This is a genomic window from Pseudomonas sp. BNK-44-b (genome assembly GCF_047456245.1).
Taxonomy (GTDB): Bacteria; Pseudomonadota; Gammaproteobacteria; order Pseudomonadales; family Pseudomonadaceae; genus Aquipseudomonas; species Aquipseudomonas machongensis.
Genome location: NZ_CP179908.1, coordinates 4,564,417 through 4,580,481 on the forward strand (window position 1 = coordinate 4,564,417; position 16,065 = coordinate 4,580,481).

The following is a 16,065-nucleotide window of genomic DNA, read 5'->3' on the forward strand; positions in this document are numbered from 1 at the left end:
CCAGCGGTAGTTATTTGTTCGACGGATCATCCTGCGGCCTGTCCGTATGGGATGCGCTCGCGTAAAATGCCCGATTTGGCAGTCGCAGACTGCCTCTTCGATCACACCGAATCACATTTAAGGTGCCCGCCATGCCCTGGCTGCAAGTACGTCTGGCCATCAGCCCGGAACAAGCCGAAACCTACGAAGACGCCCTGCTCGAAGTCGGCGCCGTCTCGGTCACGTTCATGGATGCCGAAGACCAGCCGATCTTCGAACCGGACCTCAACACCACCCCACTGTGGTCGCACACGCATCTACTGGCCTTGTTCGAAGCCGATGCCGAGCCCGAAGCGGTGTTCGCCCACCTGCAGCTGCTGACCGGCGCCGATCTGCCCGAGCACCAGGCCGAAGTCATCGAGGATCAGGACTGGGAACGCAGCTGGATGGACGGTTTCCAGCCGATGCGTTTCGGCCAACGCCTGTGGATCGTGCCGAGCTGGCATGAGGCCCCGGAGAAAGACGCCGTCAACCTGCTGCTCGACCCGGGCCTGGCCTTCGGCACCGGCACCCATCCGACCACCGCCCTGTGCCTGGAATGGCTCGACGGCCAGTCGCTCGCAGGCACCCAGGTGCTCGACTTTGGCTGCGGCTCGGGCATCCTGGCCATTGCCGCCCTGCTGCTGGGCGCCCGCGAAGCGGTGGGGACCGACATCGACGTGCAGGCCATCGAAGCCTCGCGTGACAACGCCCAGCGCAACGGCATCGCCGACGAGAAGCTGGCGCTGTACCTGCCCGAGCACATGCCGGCGATGCAGGCCGATGTGCTGGTCGCCAACATCCTGGCCGGCCCGCTGGTCTCACTGGCCCCGCAGTTGTCCGGCCTGGTACGCCCTGGTGGCCTGCTGGCGCTGTCGGGCATTCTCGCCGAGCAGGGCGAGGAAGTGGCTGCTGCCTACGCCGCCGACTTCGACCTCGACCCGATCGTCGTGCGCGATGGCTGGGTGCGTATCAGCGGCCGTCGTCGCTAGGCTACAGTTCGTAAAGCACCAGACTCCAACCCTGCACAACCCCCGGATCGCCGCATGACCGACAGTTTCGTCACCCAGTGCCCGCATTGCCAGACGCGTTTTCGCGTCACGTATCACCAGTTGAGCGTGGCCCGTGGGGTGGTGCGCTGTGGCCAGTGCCTGCAGGTGTTCAATGCCGCGCGGCAGTTGCTCGAACAGAGCCAGGGGGCTGCGCCAACGCCGGTTGCCACGACACCGGTAGCGCCAACGGTGCCAGCAACGCCTGCGGTCGAGCCACCCGCGCCGAGCCAGGACGACTGGGCTGCCACGCTGGATGCCATGGATCTGGACCAGGAGCTTGCGCGCCTGGAGCGACGAGGCCCTCGCCCCGAGCGCCAAAACGCCGAGCGCGACGAGTCCTTGCAGGCGCGGCGTGACGATCAGCACCCGGAGCAACATGGTGACGAGCCCTTCGGCACCGCAACCGATGACCGCCTCGAGCCCGACTCGCAACCCACACCGGCACCTGCACCGGTTCTGGTCGAGCAGGAGCCACTCGACCTGGAACCGATAGCACAGGAGCGTACCGAGCCAACCCTCGGACAGACGCTTGAGCTCGACGACGAAGACACCCCCGCACACTTGCCCGCCGAACGCGACGAACCAGCCACCGAGCGGCTCTCGTCCCTCGACGAGCCTCGTCCGGAAAAAGGCCTCTCGGCCCTGGACGACGATGTCGCGAATCTGCGCCTGTCGGCACGTGACGACCACGATGATGCCGAAGACGACGAACGGCTGGAGCCGGTCCTGGCCAGCAAACCCTCGCGCGCGCGCAAGGAACCATTGGTCGATGTGGTCGACGACCCGCTGCAACTGGACTGGCAAAAGCCCGCACCGAACTGGGGCAAGCGCCTGCTTTGGGGCTTCCTGGCGCTGCTAGCCGCTGGCCTGCTGGCCTTCCAGTACGTCTACTACCACTTCGATGAGATGGCCCGGCACGATCGTTACCGGCCGCTGTTCCAGCAACTGTGCCCGATCGTCGGCTGCCAGGTACCCACCCGAGTCGACATCGCTCGTATCAAGAGCAGCAACCTGGTGGTGCGCAGCCATCCGGACTTCAAGGGCGCGCTGATCGTCGACGCGATCATCTACAACCGCGCCTCCTTCAGCCAACCCTTCCCCTTGCTGGAGCTGCGTTTCGCCGACCTCAACGGGCAGTTGATCGCCAGTCGTCGGTTCAAACCCAGCGAGTACCTGTCGGGCGAGCTGGCCGGGCGGGGCGAGATGCCTAGCCAGACACCGATCCACATCGCTCTGGACATCCTCGATCCAGGCCCCAAGGCGGTGAACTACAGCTTGAGTTTCCGCTCCCCCGAGTAGCACGCCATACCTGAGGGAGCGCGGTGGGCGACATCACCAACCTAAATGTCATAAGCCCACAACTGTTCAGATTTTATCCAGTTCCATCTTTATCCGGTCACCGAGAGCGGGTATCATGCCATCCCTTTTTCGAACTCCAATGATCCGGCCCCACAACAGGGAACACCTATGTCGGCGGTACGCATCGGCCCATATACACTGCAGAACAACCTGATCCTCGCGCCTATGGCCGGGGTGACGGACCAGCCTTTCCGCACGCTTTGCAAACGTCTGGGAGCGGGCATGGTGGTGTCGGAGATGGTCACCAGCGACATGAACCTGTGGAACAGCCGCAAATCGCGCCTGCGCCGCATCCACGAAGGCGATCCCGAACCGCGTTCGGTACAGATTGCCGGTGGCGATGCACAGATGCTGGCCGCGGCAGCGCGAGCCAACGTCGAGTCCGGTGCCCAGATCATCGATATCAACATGGGCTGTCCGGCAAAAAAAGTCTGCAACAAAGCGGCAGGCTCTGCTTTATTGAGAGATGAAGCGCTGGTCGCTGAAATCCTCGACGCGGTGGTCGGTGCGGTCGATGTGCCGGTCACCCTGAAGATTCGCACCGGCTGGGATCGCTCGAACAAGAACGGCCTGAACGTGGCGAAGATCGCTGAACAGGCTGGAATCCAGGCGCTGGCGGTGCATGGCCGCACACGCGCCGACCTGTACACCGGTGAAGCCGAGTACGACACCATCGCCGCAATCAAGCAGGCGGTGTCGATCCCGGTTTTCGCCAACGGCGACATCACGTCGCCAGAAAAGGCCCGGGCGGTGCTGGATGCCACAGGGGCCGACGGCCTGCTGATCGGCCGTGCCGCCCAAGGGCGGCCATGGATCTTCCGCGAGATCGAGCATTACCTGCGGACAGGCGAGCATCTTCCGGCTCCCGGGCTGGATGAAGTGGAACGCATTCTGCTGGAGCACCTTGCCGCGCTGCATGCCTTCTATGGGGATGTGATGGGCGTACGTATCGCCCGCAAGCACGTGGGCTGGTACCTGGCAACACGCACGGGCGGCAGGGAGTTTCGCGCCCGCTTCAATGCCTTGGAAGATACCCAAGCGCAGTGCGCCAACGTTCGGGCGTTTTTCGCCGAACGTCGACAGAGCCTTGAGACAGAGGACGGACAAGGGGTGGCCGCATGACGATGATGACCGAGACATTAGTGAGTGGAACAACGCCCGTGAGCGACAACGCCAACCTGAAGCAGCACCTGAACACGCCGAGCGAAGAGGGCCAGACCCTGCGCGACAGCGTCGAAAAGGCACTGCACAACTACTTCGCCCACCTGGAAGGCGCCACCGTCACGGACGTGTACAACCTGGTGCTCTCGGAAGTCGAGGCACCGCTGCTCGAGAGCGTGATGAACCACGTCAAGGGCAACCAGACCAAGGCCAGCGAGATGCTCGGGCTCAACCGAGGCACCCTGCGCAAGAAGCTCAAACAGTACGACCTGTTGTAAGCCAGAATCCCAATCAGAAAAGGCGGCTCCGTTGAAAGAGGCGCCTTTTTTGCTGACTCCACCGCGTTATGGAATCCGAAATGACCGACCAGACTACCCGCCTGCCGATCCGCCGCGCCCTGATCAGCGTCTCCGACAAGACCGGTATCCTCGAGTTCGCCCGTGAGCTGCAACAGCTCGGTGTCGAGATCCTGTCCACCGGCGGCACCTACAAGCTGCTCAAGGATAACGGCGTGAACGCGGTGGAAGTGGCCGACTACACCGGCTTCGCCGAAATGATGGACGGCCGGGTCAAGACCCTGCATCCGAAGATCCACGGCGGCATCCTCGGCCGTCGCGGCACCGACGACGCCATCATGAACGAGCACGGCATCAAGCCGATCGACCTGGTCGCGGTCAACCTGTATCCGTTCGAAGCCACCATCAGCAAGCCAGGTTGCGACCTGCCGACCGCCATCGAGAACATCGATATCGGCGGCCCGACCATGGTGCGTTCCGCGGCGAAGAACCACAAGGACGTCGCCATCGTGGTCAACGCCAGCGACTACGCCGGCATCGTCGAAGGCCTCAAGGCCGGCGGCCTGACCTACGCCCAGCGCTTCGACCTGATGCTCAAGGCCTTCGAGCACACCGCCGCCTACGACGGCATGATCGCCAACTACATGGGCAGCATCGACCAGTCCAAGGACACCCTGTCGACCGAAGGCCGCAGCGAGTTCCCGCGCACCTTCAACAGCCAGTTCGTCAAGGCCCAGGAAATGCGCTACGGCGAGAACCCGCACCAGAGCGCGGCGTTCTATGTCGAAGAAAAGAAAGGCGAGGCCAGCATTTCCACCGCCGTCCAGTTGCAGGGCAAGGAATTGTCGTTCAACAACGTGGCCGACACCGACGCCGCGCTGGAGTGCGTGAAGAGCTTCCTCAAGCCGGCCTGCGTCATCGTCAAACACGCCAACCCGTGCGGCGTGGCGGTGGTCCCGGAAAACGAAGGTGGCATTCGCAAGGCCTATGACCTGGCCTACGCCACCGACACCGAGTCGGCGTTCGGCGGCATCATCGCCTTCAACCGCGAACTCCACGGCGAAACCGCCAAGGCCATCGTCGAGCGTCAGTTCGTCGAAGTGATCATCGCACCGAAAATCTCCCAGGCCGCCCGCGACGTGGTCGCCGCCAAGCAGAACGTACGCCTGCTCGAGTGTGGCGAATGGCCTGCCGAGCGCGCTGCTGGCTGGGACTTCAAGCGCGTCAACGGTGGCCTGCTGGTGCAGAGCCGCGATATCGGCATGATCAGCGCCGAGGACCTGAAGGTCGTCACCAAACGCGCGCCGACCGAGCAAGAGATCCACGACCTGGTGTTCGCCTGGAAAGTCGCCAAGTTCGTCAAGTCCAACGCTATCGTCTACGCCAAGAACCGCCAGACCATCGGTGTCGGTGCCGGCCAGATGAGCCGCGTCAACTCCGCTCGCATCGCTGCAATCAAGGCCGAGCATGCTGGTCTGCAGGTACAGGGTGCGGTCATGGCTTCGGACGCGTTCTTCCCATTCCGCGACGGCATCGACAACGCCGCCAAGGTGGGTATCAGCGCTGTGATCCAGCCGGGTGGCTCGATGCGTGATGCCGAGGTGATTGCTGCTGCTGATGAAGCCGGTATCGCGATGGTGTTTACCGGTATGCGCCATTTCCGCCACTGATTTATGGCAATCGGCCGCACTGAAGCAGGCATCTGCTGCGTTGGGGCCGGTTCCGCTGATGCTCATTGCCAGAAGGCAACTCCGCTCATCGGAACCGTCCCCGCCTTGCATCTACCTGCTTCAGTGCGACCTCGTACAGCGAGAAGCATTGTCTCTCGTTCGACAGATTTCGAGGTTTTGACATGAAAGTTTTGATCATCGGCAGCGGCGGCCGTGAACACGCCCTGGCCTGGAAAGTCGCCCAGGATCCACGCGTCGAGAAAGTCTTCGTGGCCCCGGGCAACGCCGGCACTGCCATCGAAGCCAAATGCGAGAACGTCGCCATCGACGTCTGCGCCCTGGAGCAACTGGCCGATTTCGCCGAGAAGAACGTCGACCTGACCATCGTCGGCCCTGAAGCGCCACTGGTCATTGGCGTGGTCGACCTGTTCCGCAGCCGCGGTCTGGACTGCTTCGGTCCGACCAAGGGCGCAGCGCAGCTCGAAGGCTCCAAGGCCTTTACCAAGGATTTCCTGGCTCGCCACAAGATCCCGACCGCCGACTACCAGAACTTCACCGAGATCGAGCCGGCGCTGGCCTACCTGCGCGAGAAAGGCGCACCGATCGTGATCAAGGCCGACGGCCTGGCCGCAGGCAAGGGCGTGATCGTCGCCATGACCCTGCAGGAAGCCGAAGACGCCGTGCGCGACATGCTCGCCGGCAACGCTTTCGGTGAAGCCGGTTCGCGTGTGGTGATCGAGGAGTTTCTCGACGGCGAGGAAGCCAGCTTCATCGTCATGGTCGATGGCCACAACGTGCTGCCAATGGCCACCAGCCAGGACCACAAACGTGTCGGCGACAAAGACACCGGCCCCAACACCGGCGGCATGGGCGCCTACTCGCCGGCCCCGGTAGTCACGGCCGACGTGCACCAGCGCGTGATGGACCAGGTGATCTGGCCGACCGTGCGCGGCATGGCCGAGGAAGGTAACGTCTACACCGGTTTCCTCTATGCCGGCCTGATGATCGACAAGGCAGGCAACCCCAAGGTCATCGAGTTCAACTGCCGCTTCGGCGACCCCGAGACACAACCGGTCATGCTGCGCCTGGAGTCGAGCCTGGTGCTGTTGGTCGAGGCCGCATTCGCCAAGGCTCTGGACAAGGTCGAAGCACAGTGGGACCCACGCCCGAGCCTGGGCGTAGTGCTGGCCGCTGGCGGTTACCCGGGCGACTACGCCAAGGGTGACGTGATCCACGGCCTGGACGCTGCTGCCAAGATCGAAGGCAAGGTGTTCCACGCCGGTACTGCACTCAAGGATGGCCAGGTGACCACCAATGGCGGACGCGTCCTGTGTGCCACCGCCATGGGCAGCACCGTTGCCGATGCACAGCAGCAGGCCTACCGCCTGGCCAAGGAAGTCAGCTGGAACGGTAGTTTCTACCGTACCGACATCGGCTACCGAGCCATCGCCCGCGAGCGCGGTGAACACCAGCAGTAAATTGCGGCCCGCAGGTCGTAGCGCCTTGGCGCACGGCCTGCGGCTCGTCGACAGGGCCCCATCGGGGCCTTGCCTTCGGCGCGGCACGCCGCGCATAGTTGTTATCCGGCTTATCAGCCAAGAAAGGATCTCGTCGTGCGTCGGCTTCGGATTGCCACTGCCCTGATCGTCAGCATGCTGACCCTGCTCTGCCTGCTTCCGGCTGCGGCCGAACAAGGCGGCGGGTGGTCTGTGCTGCTCGATGAACAGGCAAGCCTGCAGCTCTCCGACGTACGCTCCGACCGCTATCGCAACCAGTTCAGCCCGCTGCAACTGGATGAGCTGGATGCCGCCCTGCCCGACCAGGCCCTGTGGCTGCACTACCGTCTGGAGCCCGCCGACCAGGAGCGCCTGCTGCGCATCTTCGCCCCCGACCTGTCACGCCTGGACCTCTACGCCCTCGACGGCAGCACGCTGCTGCGCCAGTTGCACCATGGTCGACAGTTGGGCAACGCCAGCCCCACCCTGCGCGGCAGCGACCACGTTCTGCCACTGCCCAACGCCACACAACCGCTGGACATCTACCTGCGCCTGGTCTCCGAGCACCAGTTGCGCCCGGCGATCTCTCTGGAACCGGCGGCCAGCGCGGCCATCGACCAGCGCCAGCCGCTGCTGTTCGGCCTGCTGTTCGGCGGCCTGGTGATGCTGATCCTGCACAACCTGATTCGCTTCTTCTACACCCGTTCCAGCACGACCCTGGTGCTGGCGCTCTACCACGCGTTGATGCTGCTCAGTGCCTTGATCCTGCTCAACCTCAGCGGCCCGTGGTGGCACCTGTGGCACAGCGCGCAAACGCCTGCTGCCTACCTCACGCTGGTCCTGGCAGGGCTTTGCGGGTTGTACTTCACCCAGCGCTTCTTCTCGCCCTGCGGTTCCGCGCGGCTCACCCGCATCCTGCAGGCAGAAATGCTGATCGCCGCGATCAGCGGCTTGCTCCTGCTGTTCATCGACACCCTGCCGCTGAACCTGACCACCTACACCCTGCTTGCCCTCGGCAGCCTGAGCATGCTCCTGGCCAGCGCCTACTACTGGTACAAGGGCTACAACCCCGCCCGCCTGTTCACCTTGGCCATGCTGGTGTTCAACCTCGGTGGCCTGGTCCTGCTGCCGGCGCTGCTCGGCCTGACCCGCACCCCCACCCCCTGGCTGCTGGTCATCCTGATGGGGCTGACCGTGGTCAGCGGCCTGTTGCTGAACCTTGCCGTCAGCGAGCGCCTGCGCAAGATCAACGAGGAGCGCGTGCGCGCCAGCCGAGCCCTCGCCGCCAGCGACGCCGAGATCAACGCCAAGGCCGAATTCCTGGCCAAGATCAGCCACGAGATCCGCACGCCGATGAACGGCGTGCTGGGCATGACCGAGCTGCTGCTGGGCACACCGCTGTCGGTCAAGCAGCGCGACTATGTGCAGACCATCCACAGCGCCGGCAACGAGTTGCTCACGCTGATCAACGAGATCCTCGACATCTCCAAGCTCGAATCACGACAGATCGAGCTGGATGATGTGCAGTTCGATCTCAACGCACTGATCGAAGACTGCCTGAACATCTTCCGGGCCAAGGCCGAACAGCAGAACATCGAGCTGATCAGCTTCACCCAGCCACAGGTGCCACGCGTGATCAGCGGCGACCCGACGCGGTTGCGTCAGGCGCTGTCGAGTCTGCTGGACAATGCCCTGAAGAACACCGACCAAGGCGAAATCCTGCTGGTGGTGGCCCTCGACCAGCGCGGTGACGCTCCGCGCCTGCGTATCGCCGTGCAGGACAGCGGCGAGCCGATGGCTAGCGCCGAGCGCGAGGCTTTGCTGCAGGCCGAGCTGCACAGCCACCACTTCCTCTCCAGCAACAAGCTCGGCGGCCACCTGGGGCTGGTGATCGCCAAGCAACTGATCGGCCTGATGCACGGCGAATTCGGCATCAAGACCAGCACCAGCCTGGGCAATACGCTATGGCTGACACTGCCGCTCGATCCACTGCGCCTGGAACAGCCGCCCGCCGACCTTGACGGTCCGCTGCGCGATGCTCGGGTGCTGGTAGTGGACGATAACGACACCTGTCGCAAGGTGCTGGTGCAGCAGTGCAGCGCCTGGGGCATGAACGTCAGCGCCGTGCCTTCCGGCAAGGAGGCACTGGCGCTGCTGCGCACCAAGGCACACCTGCGCGACTACTTCGATGCCGTGCTGCTGGACCAGAACATGCCCGGCATGACAGGCATGCAACTGGCAGCCAAGATCAAGGAAGATCCGAGCCTGAACCACGACATCCTGGTGATCATGCTGACCGGCATCAGCAACGCGCCCAGCAAGATCATCGCCCGCAATGCCGGGGTCAAACGCATCCTCGCCAAGCCGGTAGCCGGCTACACGCTCAAGACCACCCTGGCCGAAGAGCTGGCCCAGCGCGGCCGCGAGCCGGCGATAATTGCCGCCCTCGGTGGCACGCCAACGCCGCTGAACCTGCCTGCCGACTTCCGTATCCTGGTCGCCGAAGACAACAGCATCTCGACCAAGGTGATCCGCGGCATGCTCGGCAAGCTCAACCTCGAGCCCGACACTGCCAGCAACGGCGAAGAGGCGCTGGAGGCGATGCAGGCCACGCGCTACGACCTGGTCCTGATGGATTGCGAGATGCCGATACTCGATGGTTTCTCCGCGACCCAACGCCTGCGTGACTGGGAGGCGGCCAACCAGCGCCAGCGCACTCCAGTGGTGGCGCTGACCGCGCATATTCTCAGCGAACACAAGGAACGCGCGCGCCTGGCCGGCATGGACGGGCACATGGCCAAACCTGTAGAGCTGTCGCAACTGCGCGAACTGATCCAGTTCTGGGCGAACCAGCGCGAGGCCGTGACAGATCACCTGCACGCCCCCTGACAAATCCAGCGACCCTGGTCCGCAGGCCGCCGGATACAAAGGTTTCAGCTTTTCGCGAGCTTAACGTTGCGCAGGAAGTCCCCCCCTTCCCATACACCCGTTGACGCACGAGCGCTTTGTACTTGTCACGGAACAGCCTCAGGTTGAATCGCACCAACTCCACCCGCACCTTCGAGAAGTCCAGCCCAGGATTCTGATTCATGAACAGCGTTCCGATGTTCCAGCGGGCAGTCACTCCTCCCTCCATGTGATAGATCACCATGTCGAAGTAATCTCCCGAATGCCTTACACAGGGCAGCAACTGGAAATGGATCTTTTCCGTCTGGCGCAACGAATACGAAAAAATCTCCAGCGCCTCGGCATCCTGCGCCAGACCCTCCAGCGCCTGCCGGGTCGCATCTGCCATCGCTGCGCTGCCGTACTGGCTGATCAAGGCCAGCGCATCCTTCTTGAGGCTGTCCCTGTCCGGTCCTGGCAAGATCACACCTGGGGCAGGCGTGGCATCCCATCCGAGAAATTTCAGCTTGCGTCTGTAGCAATCGAACCAGTCCGTGACCAGACCTGCACCAAACTCCTCGCGGGTGGTGAGCTGGGCATACAGGTTACCCAGCAAGATGTCCTCGCGCTCGTCAGGACTCACTCCCGGCAAGAACACGGCCAGACTACCCGGAGCCGCGCTGGCGCGAACTGCTTTGTCGTTATCCACACTCATGGTGCTCTCCTTTGTGCCAAGGCTGCGCCTGGTGCAGTCGCGTGACACCCGCGCCAGGCGCGAGCAGGTGGGATCAGGCCTTCAGTTTCATGTTCAACAGCGACTTGCGGCTGTTCGAGGAGACACGAGAAGTCAGCACATCACGCACCGACTCGTACAGACCGTGATGGAAGACCAACGCAGCACTGTTGGTCACGGTGAGATTGGTATGAGACGTCCAGTTGAACAGCAAGCCTTTGTAGTTGGTCACAGGGTCGCCGTCACTCTGGATCGACACGATGAACATCACCACCTCACCGCCAGGCGACTGTTCGCACTGGGCCAGCGTCAGCGCAGTGTTATCGATCTCCTTGGCCTCGATATCGAAGACCGTGACGGCATCCGGCGAATTGGCAATCGCATCCATCGCAGCTGTGCCGACTTTCTGCACGGTATCTTTCACACCGCCAGAGAGATAACTGGCAGCCAGCTTCAAACCCTTGCCTACAAGGTTGCTGGCGGACATCGACTTGCCGCCATCAGTGACGGTTTCGGTCTTGTAGTTGACCGGCAGCCAGCCGGCCTGCTGCATGACCGACGTATAGTTCTGGAACCATTCTGCCGCTTGAGTGACCGGATTGAACTCTGCCGACGCCGCGCTCATGGCGAATACGTGACACTCCTTGGCAGCATCCCGGTTGCGCATGTCCATGGTATCGGAGAACACGAATACGTTACGTTTGGGCAAGATCTCTATATCGTGGTTTTCAGCAGTCATGACCGTTGTTCCTCTCTTGGTTCAATTGATGTCCGAGGCCTTCTGGCCTCGGCTACCAACCTAATGAGAAGAACAGGATGCGGGCGCTGCGTAACCCTTCCCCGGCGGGCAAGCGCTCCCTCAGGAGTCGCGGTCGTACCAGCGAGGGGTGTAGACCCAGCGCCCCCCTCCGACCTTGTCGATACAGCAAGTGGTCGAGGATCCAACCAGCACCATCGTGCGCATATCGACCATCTCCGGCAGCAGCTCTGCCAGCGTGACGACCTTCAGCGTCTGCCCCGGCCTACCGATATCGCGACCAAGGACTACGGGCGTGTTGCCCTGTCGATGTCGGCGTACCACCTCCAGCGCCACACCGAGCTGGTGCGGTCTGGACTTTGAAATCGGGTTGTAGAAGGCCAGTACCAGGTCGGCTTGCGCCGCGAGGTCCAGGCGCTTCTCGATGATCGACCAAGGTTTGAGATTGTCCGACAGTGACATGACGCAGAAGTCATGCCCCAGCGGAGCTCCGGCCTGGGCAGCGGTGGCCAGGGATGCCGAGACGCCCGGCAGTATCTGCAGATCGACCCGGTGCCAGGCCGGATCGCTGGACTCGTGCAGCGCCTCTAACACGGCGGCTGCCATGGCGAACACCCCCGGATCGCCCGACGACACCACCACCACCGAACGCCCTTGTGCGGCAAGTTCGAAGGCATGGCGCGCGCGCTGCATCTCTTCGCGATTATCGGTGCAGTGCAGCACCTGATCGGCACGGAAAGGGCCGGCCATGCGCACGTAGGTTTCGTAACCCAGCACATCCTCGGCGCGAGCCAGTTCGGCCTTGACCGCCGGCACCATGAGGTCGGCGGCGCCAGGGCCCAGTCCGATCACCGCCAGGCGGCCGCGTAGACGGCCGACCTGTTGTGGAACGATCGGCGACGGCGTCACGGCGATGGCCAGTCCGCACTGTTCGATGACCTGTGCTCCATCCAGTGCCTGCGTGGCCATCTCGGCCAGGCTTGAACGTGACGACGCAAACCGCAGCGGCACACCAAGTTCTCGCGCCGCCTCATACAAGGCTGGCTCGGCCATGTCATCCTCACCCGCCAGCAAACACGCCAACGAGGCTTCAGCGATATTCGCCGCAGCCAGGGCAGCACGCACACGGGCGGGGAGGTCTGGCTGGACGACATCCACCGCCACCAACACCGAACGCACATGGATCAGCAGTTCGTCGCGGCTAGCCGGACGTGCCTGCCAGCCGACATGAATACTGCGTCGGGCTGCTGCGTCTTCGGGCAGTTGCGCCTGGGCCAGCCAGGGCGCCGCGCCTTCGATGCGCACGCTCTCGCCGGCCAGCAGGTCAGAGACGAAGCGCTTGCCCTGCTCCAGGTCCGCCAAGGCGTAGCCTGTCGGCGGATTGAGCAGGCAGGTGCCGAAACGCAGCTCACCGCTGGTGGTGATGGCCGCCGCCACCCCCAGCACCTCGCCGATCTCCCGCGCCATGACATTGACGCCGCTCAGGCCGCCCAGCAGCGGTACCACGGCGCTGCCGTCCTCCGCCACCGCCAGCACCGGCGGCTCGGCGCCCTTCTCGCCAAGCAGGGGCGCCAGGGTGCGAATGACGATCCCGGCCGCGCACAGGGCGATGATCGGCGCACCCTCGCGGTACAGGCCGCGCAGGGTGTCGCCGAAGGATTCGTAGCAGTGCTCGACACCTTCGACCCGGCCGCTCAGGCCGTAAACCCGCGCCTGTGGATAACGCTGCTGGATCCGCTGGGCGGTGGCCAGGCTGCCAGGGCCGAGAATGACGATGGCCGGTGCCTTGTCGCTGTTCATCCCTGCCATTTTTCACCCGGTACCACGATCAGCGAGAAATACGGCGAAGACTGCGGATCAACCGCGTCCAGCGCGACGATCTTCTGGTTGGCCATGGTTGCGCGCTCCACGTACAACGCGCGACCGTCCAGGCCCAGCTCGGCAAGCACCTCGCGCACCTTGGGGAAGTTGCGCCCAAGCTTCATGATCACTGCGGCGTCGGCATCGGCCAGACGGCGCTTGAGTTCTTCGTGGGGCAATACACCGGAGAGCACGGTCAGGGTCTGGTTGCGGTAGACCAGCGGCGCACCGAGTACGGACGCCCCGCCGAGCATCGAGCACACGCCCGGGATCACCTCGGCCTCGTAGCGCTGGGCCAGGCGATCGTGCAGGTACATGTAGGAGCCGTAGAAGAACGGATCGCCTTCGCAGATCACCGCCACATCACGACCGGCGTCCAGGTGTTCGGCCACCTGCACGCTGGCTTCGTCGTAGAAGTCGCTGATCACCTGCTCGTACGACAGCGGTGCCGGCAGCACCTCGGTGGTGACCGGATACACCAGCGGCAGCAGGGTCTGCTGCGCCTGCAGGTGCGCCTCGATGATACCGAAGGCATTGCCGCGCTTGCCCTTGGCCACGAAATACGCCACCACCGGCGCCTCGCGCAGCAGGCGCAGGGCCTTGACCGTGATCAGTTCCGGGTCGCCAGGGCCAACCCCCAGGCCGAGCAGACGTCCACGGGGCTGCATCATTCCACCTCCGTGGCGAGCGCATTGACAGCGGCGGCGGCCATGGCGCTACCACCCAGACGCCCCTGCATGATGACGAACGGCACACCACGGCTGTCGGCGGCCAGCATCGCCTTGGACTCGGCAGCGCCGACGAAGCCTACCGGGAAGCCCAGGATCAACGCAGGCTTGGGTGCACCGGCGTCAAGCATTTCCAGCAAGTAGAACAGCGCGGTAGGGGCATTGCCGATCACCACCACGCTGCCCTCCAGATGCGGGCGCCACAGCTCGAGGGCCACCGCCGAGCGGGTGTTGCCGGCGTCCTTGGCCAGGCCCGGCACGCTGGGATCACGCAGGGTGCAGATGACCGGGTTGTCGGCCGGCAGACGCGCGCGGGTGATACCTTCGGCAACCATGTGCGCGTCGCAGAGAATCGGTGCGCCCTTGGCCAGGGCCTGGCGCCCCGCCGTTCCGGCACCTTCGGAAAACTGTAGGCCGTCGATGGCCTCGACCATGCCGCAGGCGTGGATCACCCGCACCGCGAGCTTTTCCAGATCGGCCGGAATCCGCTCCAGGCGGGCCTCCTCGCGAATGATGCGGAAGGAATTGCGATAGATCTCCTGACCATCGCGGATGTAGTCAATCATCAAGGTGCTCCGTCGGCAGGTCGAGCATGGCGCCTGCTTCTTCTGGGGTAAGGTCGGATGCGCGCAGTCGGCCGAAACCCGGCAGGCGTGCATCGCGAAAATAAAGGTCATAACGGCCCGGGGCGCGGGCCAGCAGGGTGGCCGGGGCGACATGGGCCACGGCACAGGAACGCGGGCAGCCCGACAGGTGCACACTGGCCGGGGCGCCATGGTGCAGCAGGCCGGCGATCACCTGCGCATCGGCCTTGGTGTCGGACTGGCCCTTGGCGCAACCACTGGAGCCGGTGCAAGCGCTGATGCGTGCAAGTGGCTGCAAGACGTCGTTGATCATGCCCAGCGCCTTTGTCTCAGCTTGGGCCTGCCCGAGCAGCGATGGATCGAAGTTCGGCAGCACCAGGCTCTGCCAGGGTGTGAGCCGCAGGCTGCCATCACCGGCCTCGCGCGCAAGCCTGGCCAGGCCGCGAAGCATGGCGGGCGTCAAGCGCCCCAGCGGCGGCGCCACGCCGAATGCACTGCCCTCACGCTGGGCCAACACACCGAGCCAGCGCGGTGTGGCAGGCACACGCCGCCATTGACGCACAGCGCTGTCGCGACGAATCGGCAGGCCCAGCCCTTCGACGAAATCCTGCACGGGGCAGGTCTGCAGCAACTGGCGCATCCGTGTCTGCTCGGGCGTGGCCAGGTCGAGGAAGCGCTCCAGCACCGCCTGCACCAATGCCACCCCCTGCTCCAGCGGGACGGCGCCAAGGGTTGCGCCATCGCCCGGGCAGCCCGCCAGCCCGAAGGCCAGCCACACCTGCCGGTCAAGCAACAGCGCCGACAGCCACAGGTCATGGGGGTGCGCGAGCATCGCCAGGGACTCCCCCGCGTCGAGCTGCACGGCGAACTTGGCCGACAGTTCATGCAGACGCGGGGTGGTTTCCAGCAGGTGCAGGATCTGCCCGGCCAGGGGCCGAATGTCGATCAGCATCGCCGGATCGACACCGGCCAACGGACTGAGCATCAGGTTGCGGACATCGTCACCGGCCGCCTCGCGCGGGCCGAGGCCGGCATCGAGCAGGTGCCCGACCAGCGCCAGGTGGTGGTCGCCGATACCGCGTATCTGCAAGTTGGCGCGGTTGGTTGCCTCGATCACCCCGCCGGCGAAGCGCTCGGCAGCCTCGGCCACCGCCTCGGCCTGCTCGGCCAGCAGCAGGCCGCCGGGCAGTTTGATCCGGCAAATGCCGCCATCACGCGCCGCGACGATGCGCCACAACCCCGGGCAAGCCGAGGGGCGGGGCGAAACGGCGGGTGTGTGGGGTGGCTTCAAGGGGGATTCCGGCAATCGTGAAGACGCGCTTCAGTGTAGAAGGCGCGGTATTATGCCTGCTTTGTCCGGCGGCATGAAAAGCCGATGGTCGAGCAATGCATCAGGACCGTGTCGTCCTTTTCGCGGGCAAGCCCGCTCCCACAGGTATCCTGCAGGTCCGGATAGCTATGGGAA

General features: G+C 64.2%; 12 protein-coding genes. 7 read left to right on the plus strand and 5 right to left on the minus strand.

From position 1 onward, the window contains the following. Nucleotides 1-131: 131 nt before the first annotated feature. The 7 genes from prmA (at nucleotide 132) to ACMGGG_RS20820 (ending at nucleotide 9,941) form a co-directional block, all read left to right on the plus strand. Entirely contained in the window at nucleotides 132-1,010 is an 879-nt protein-coding gene (gene prmA / locus ACMGGG_RS20790; protein WP_414154349.1) for a 50S ribosomal protein L11 methyltransferase, read from the plus strand. Between the two features lie 54 nt (nucleotides 1,011-1,064). Next, entirely contained in the window at nucleotides 1,065-2,369 is a 1,305-nt protein-coding gene (locus ACMGGG_RS20795; protein WP_414154350.1) for a DUF3426 domain-containing protein, read from the plus strand. A gap of 168 nt (nucleotides 2,370-2,537) precedes the next feature. Beyond that, entirely contained in the window at nucleotides 2,538-3,551 is a 1,014-nt protein-coding gene (gene dusB, locus ACMGGG_RS20800; RefSeq protein WP_054894209.1) for a tRNA dihydrouridine synthase DusB, read from the plus strand. Beyond that, the gene (gene fis / locus ACMGGG_RS20805) at nucleotides 3,548-3,868 is read left to right on the plus strand and encodes a DNA-binding transcriptional regulator Fis (RefSeq protein ID WP_029614158.1); all 321 of its coding nucleotides are present in this window, start codon (nucleotides 3,548-3,550) and stop codon (nucleotides 3,866-3,868) included. The genes dusB and fis overlap by 4 nt, the downstream gene beginning before the upstream one ends. An 80-nt stretch (nucleotides 3,869-3,948) precedes the next feature. Continuing rightward, entirely contained in the window at nucleotides 3,949-5,556 is a 1,608-nt protein-coding gene (purH, locus tag ACMGGG_RS20810) for a bifunctional phosphoribosylaminoimidazolecarboxamide formyltransferase/IMP cyclohydrolase (protein ID WP_414154351.1), read from the plus strand. Between the two features lie 182 nt (nucleotides 5,557-5,738). Next, nucleotides 5,739-7,034, plus strand: coding sequence for a phosphoribosylamine--glycine ligase (purD, locus tag ACMGGG_RS20815; protein WP_063546314.1), 1,296 nt, complete (start codon nucleotides 5,739-5,741; stop codon nucleotides 7,032-7,034). Between the two features lie 135 nt (nucleotides 7,035-7,169). Further along, nucleotides 7,170-9,941, plus strand: coding sequence for a response regulator (locus ACMGGG_RS20820; protein WP_414154352.1), 2,772 nt, complete (start codon nucleotides 7,170-7,172; stop codon nucleotides 9,939-9,941). 785 nt (nucleotides 9,942-10,726) lie between these two features. On the opposite strand, the gene ACMGGG_RS20825 is transcribed toward ACMGGG_RS20820, so the two are convergent. The 5 genes from ACMGGG_RS20825 to cobG form a co-directional block, all read right to left on the minus strand. Then, nucleotides 10,727-11,410: a hypothetical protein gene (locus tag ACMGGG_RS20825; protein WP_112899272.1), complete on the minus strand. Its 684-nt coding sequence runs from the start codon at nucleotides 11,408-11,410 to the stop codon at nucleotides 10,727-10,729. A 120-nt stretch (nucleotides 11,411-11,530) separates the two neighbouring features. Continuing rightward, nucleotides 11,531-13,237, minus strand: a complete 1,707-nt coding sequence (cobJ, locus tag ACMGGG_RS20830; RefSeq protein WP_414154354.1) for a precorrin-3B C(17)-methyltransferase — start codon at nucleotides 13,235-13,237, stop codon at nucleotides 11,531-11,533. Continuing rightward, nucleotides 13,225-13,959: a precorrin-2 C(20)-methyltransferase gene (locus ACMGGG_RS20835; RefSeq protein WP_172964810.1), complete on the minus strand. Its 735-nt coding sequence runs from the start codon at nucleotides 13,957-13,959 to the stop codon at nucleotides 13,225-13,227. The genes cobJ and ACMGGG_RS20835 overlap by 13 nt, the downstream gene beginning before the upstream one ends. After that, the gene (locus ACMGGG_RS20840) at nucleotides 13,956-14,582 is read right to left on the minus strand and encodes a precorrin-8X methylmutase (protein ID WP_054894218.1); all 627 of its coding nucleotides are present in this window, start codon (nucleotides 14,580-14,582) and stop codon (nucleotides 13,956-13,958) included. Before ACMGGG_RS20840 ends, ACMGGG_RS20835 begins: the two co-directional genes overlap by 4 nt. Then, nucleotides 14,575-15,906, minus strand: coding sequence for a precorrin-3B synthase (cobG, locus tag ACMGGG_RS20845; protein WP_414154355.1), 1,332 nt, complete (start codon nucleotides 15,904-15,906; stop codon nucleotides 14,575-14,577). The genes ACMGGG_RS20840 and cobG overlap by 8 nt, the downstream gene beginning before the upstream one ends. Between the last annotated feature and the right edge of the window lie 159 nt (nucleotides 15,907-16,065).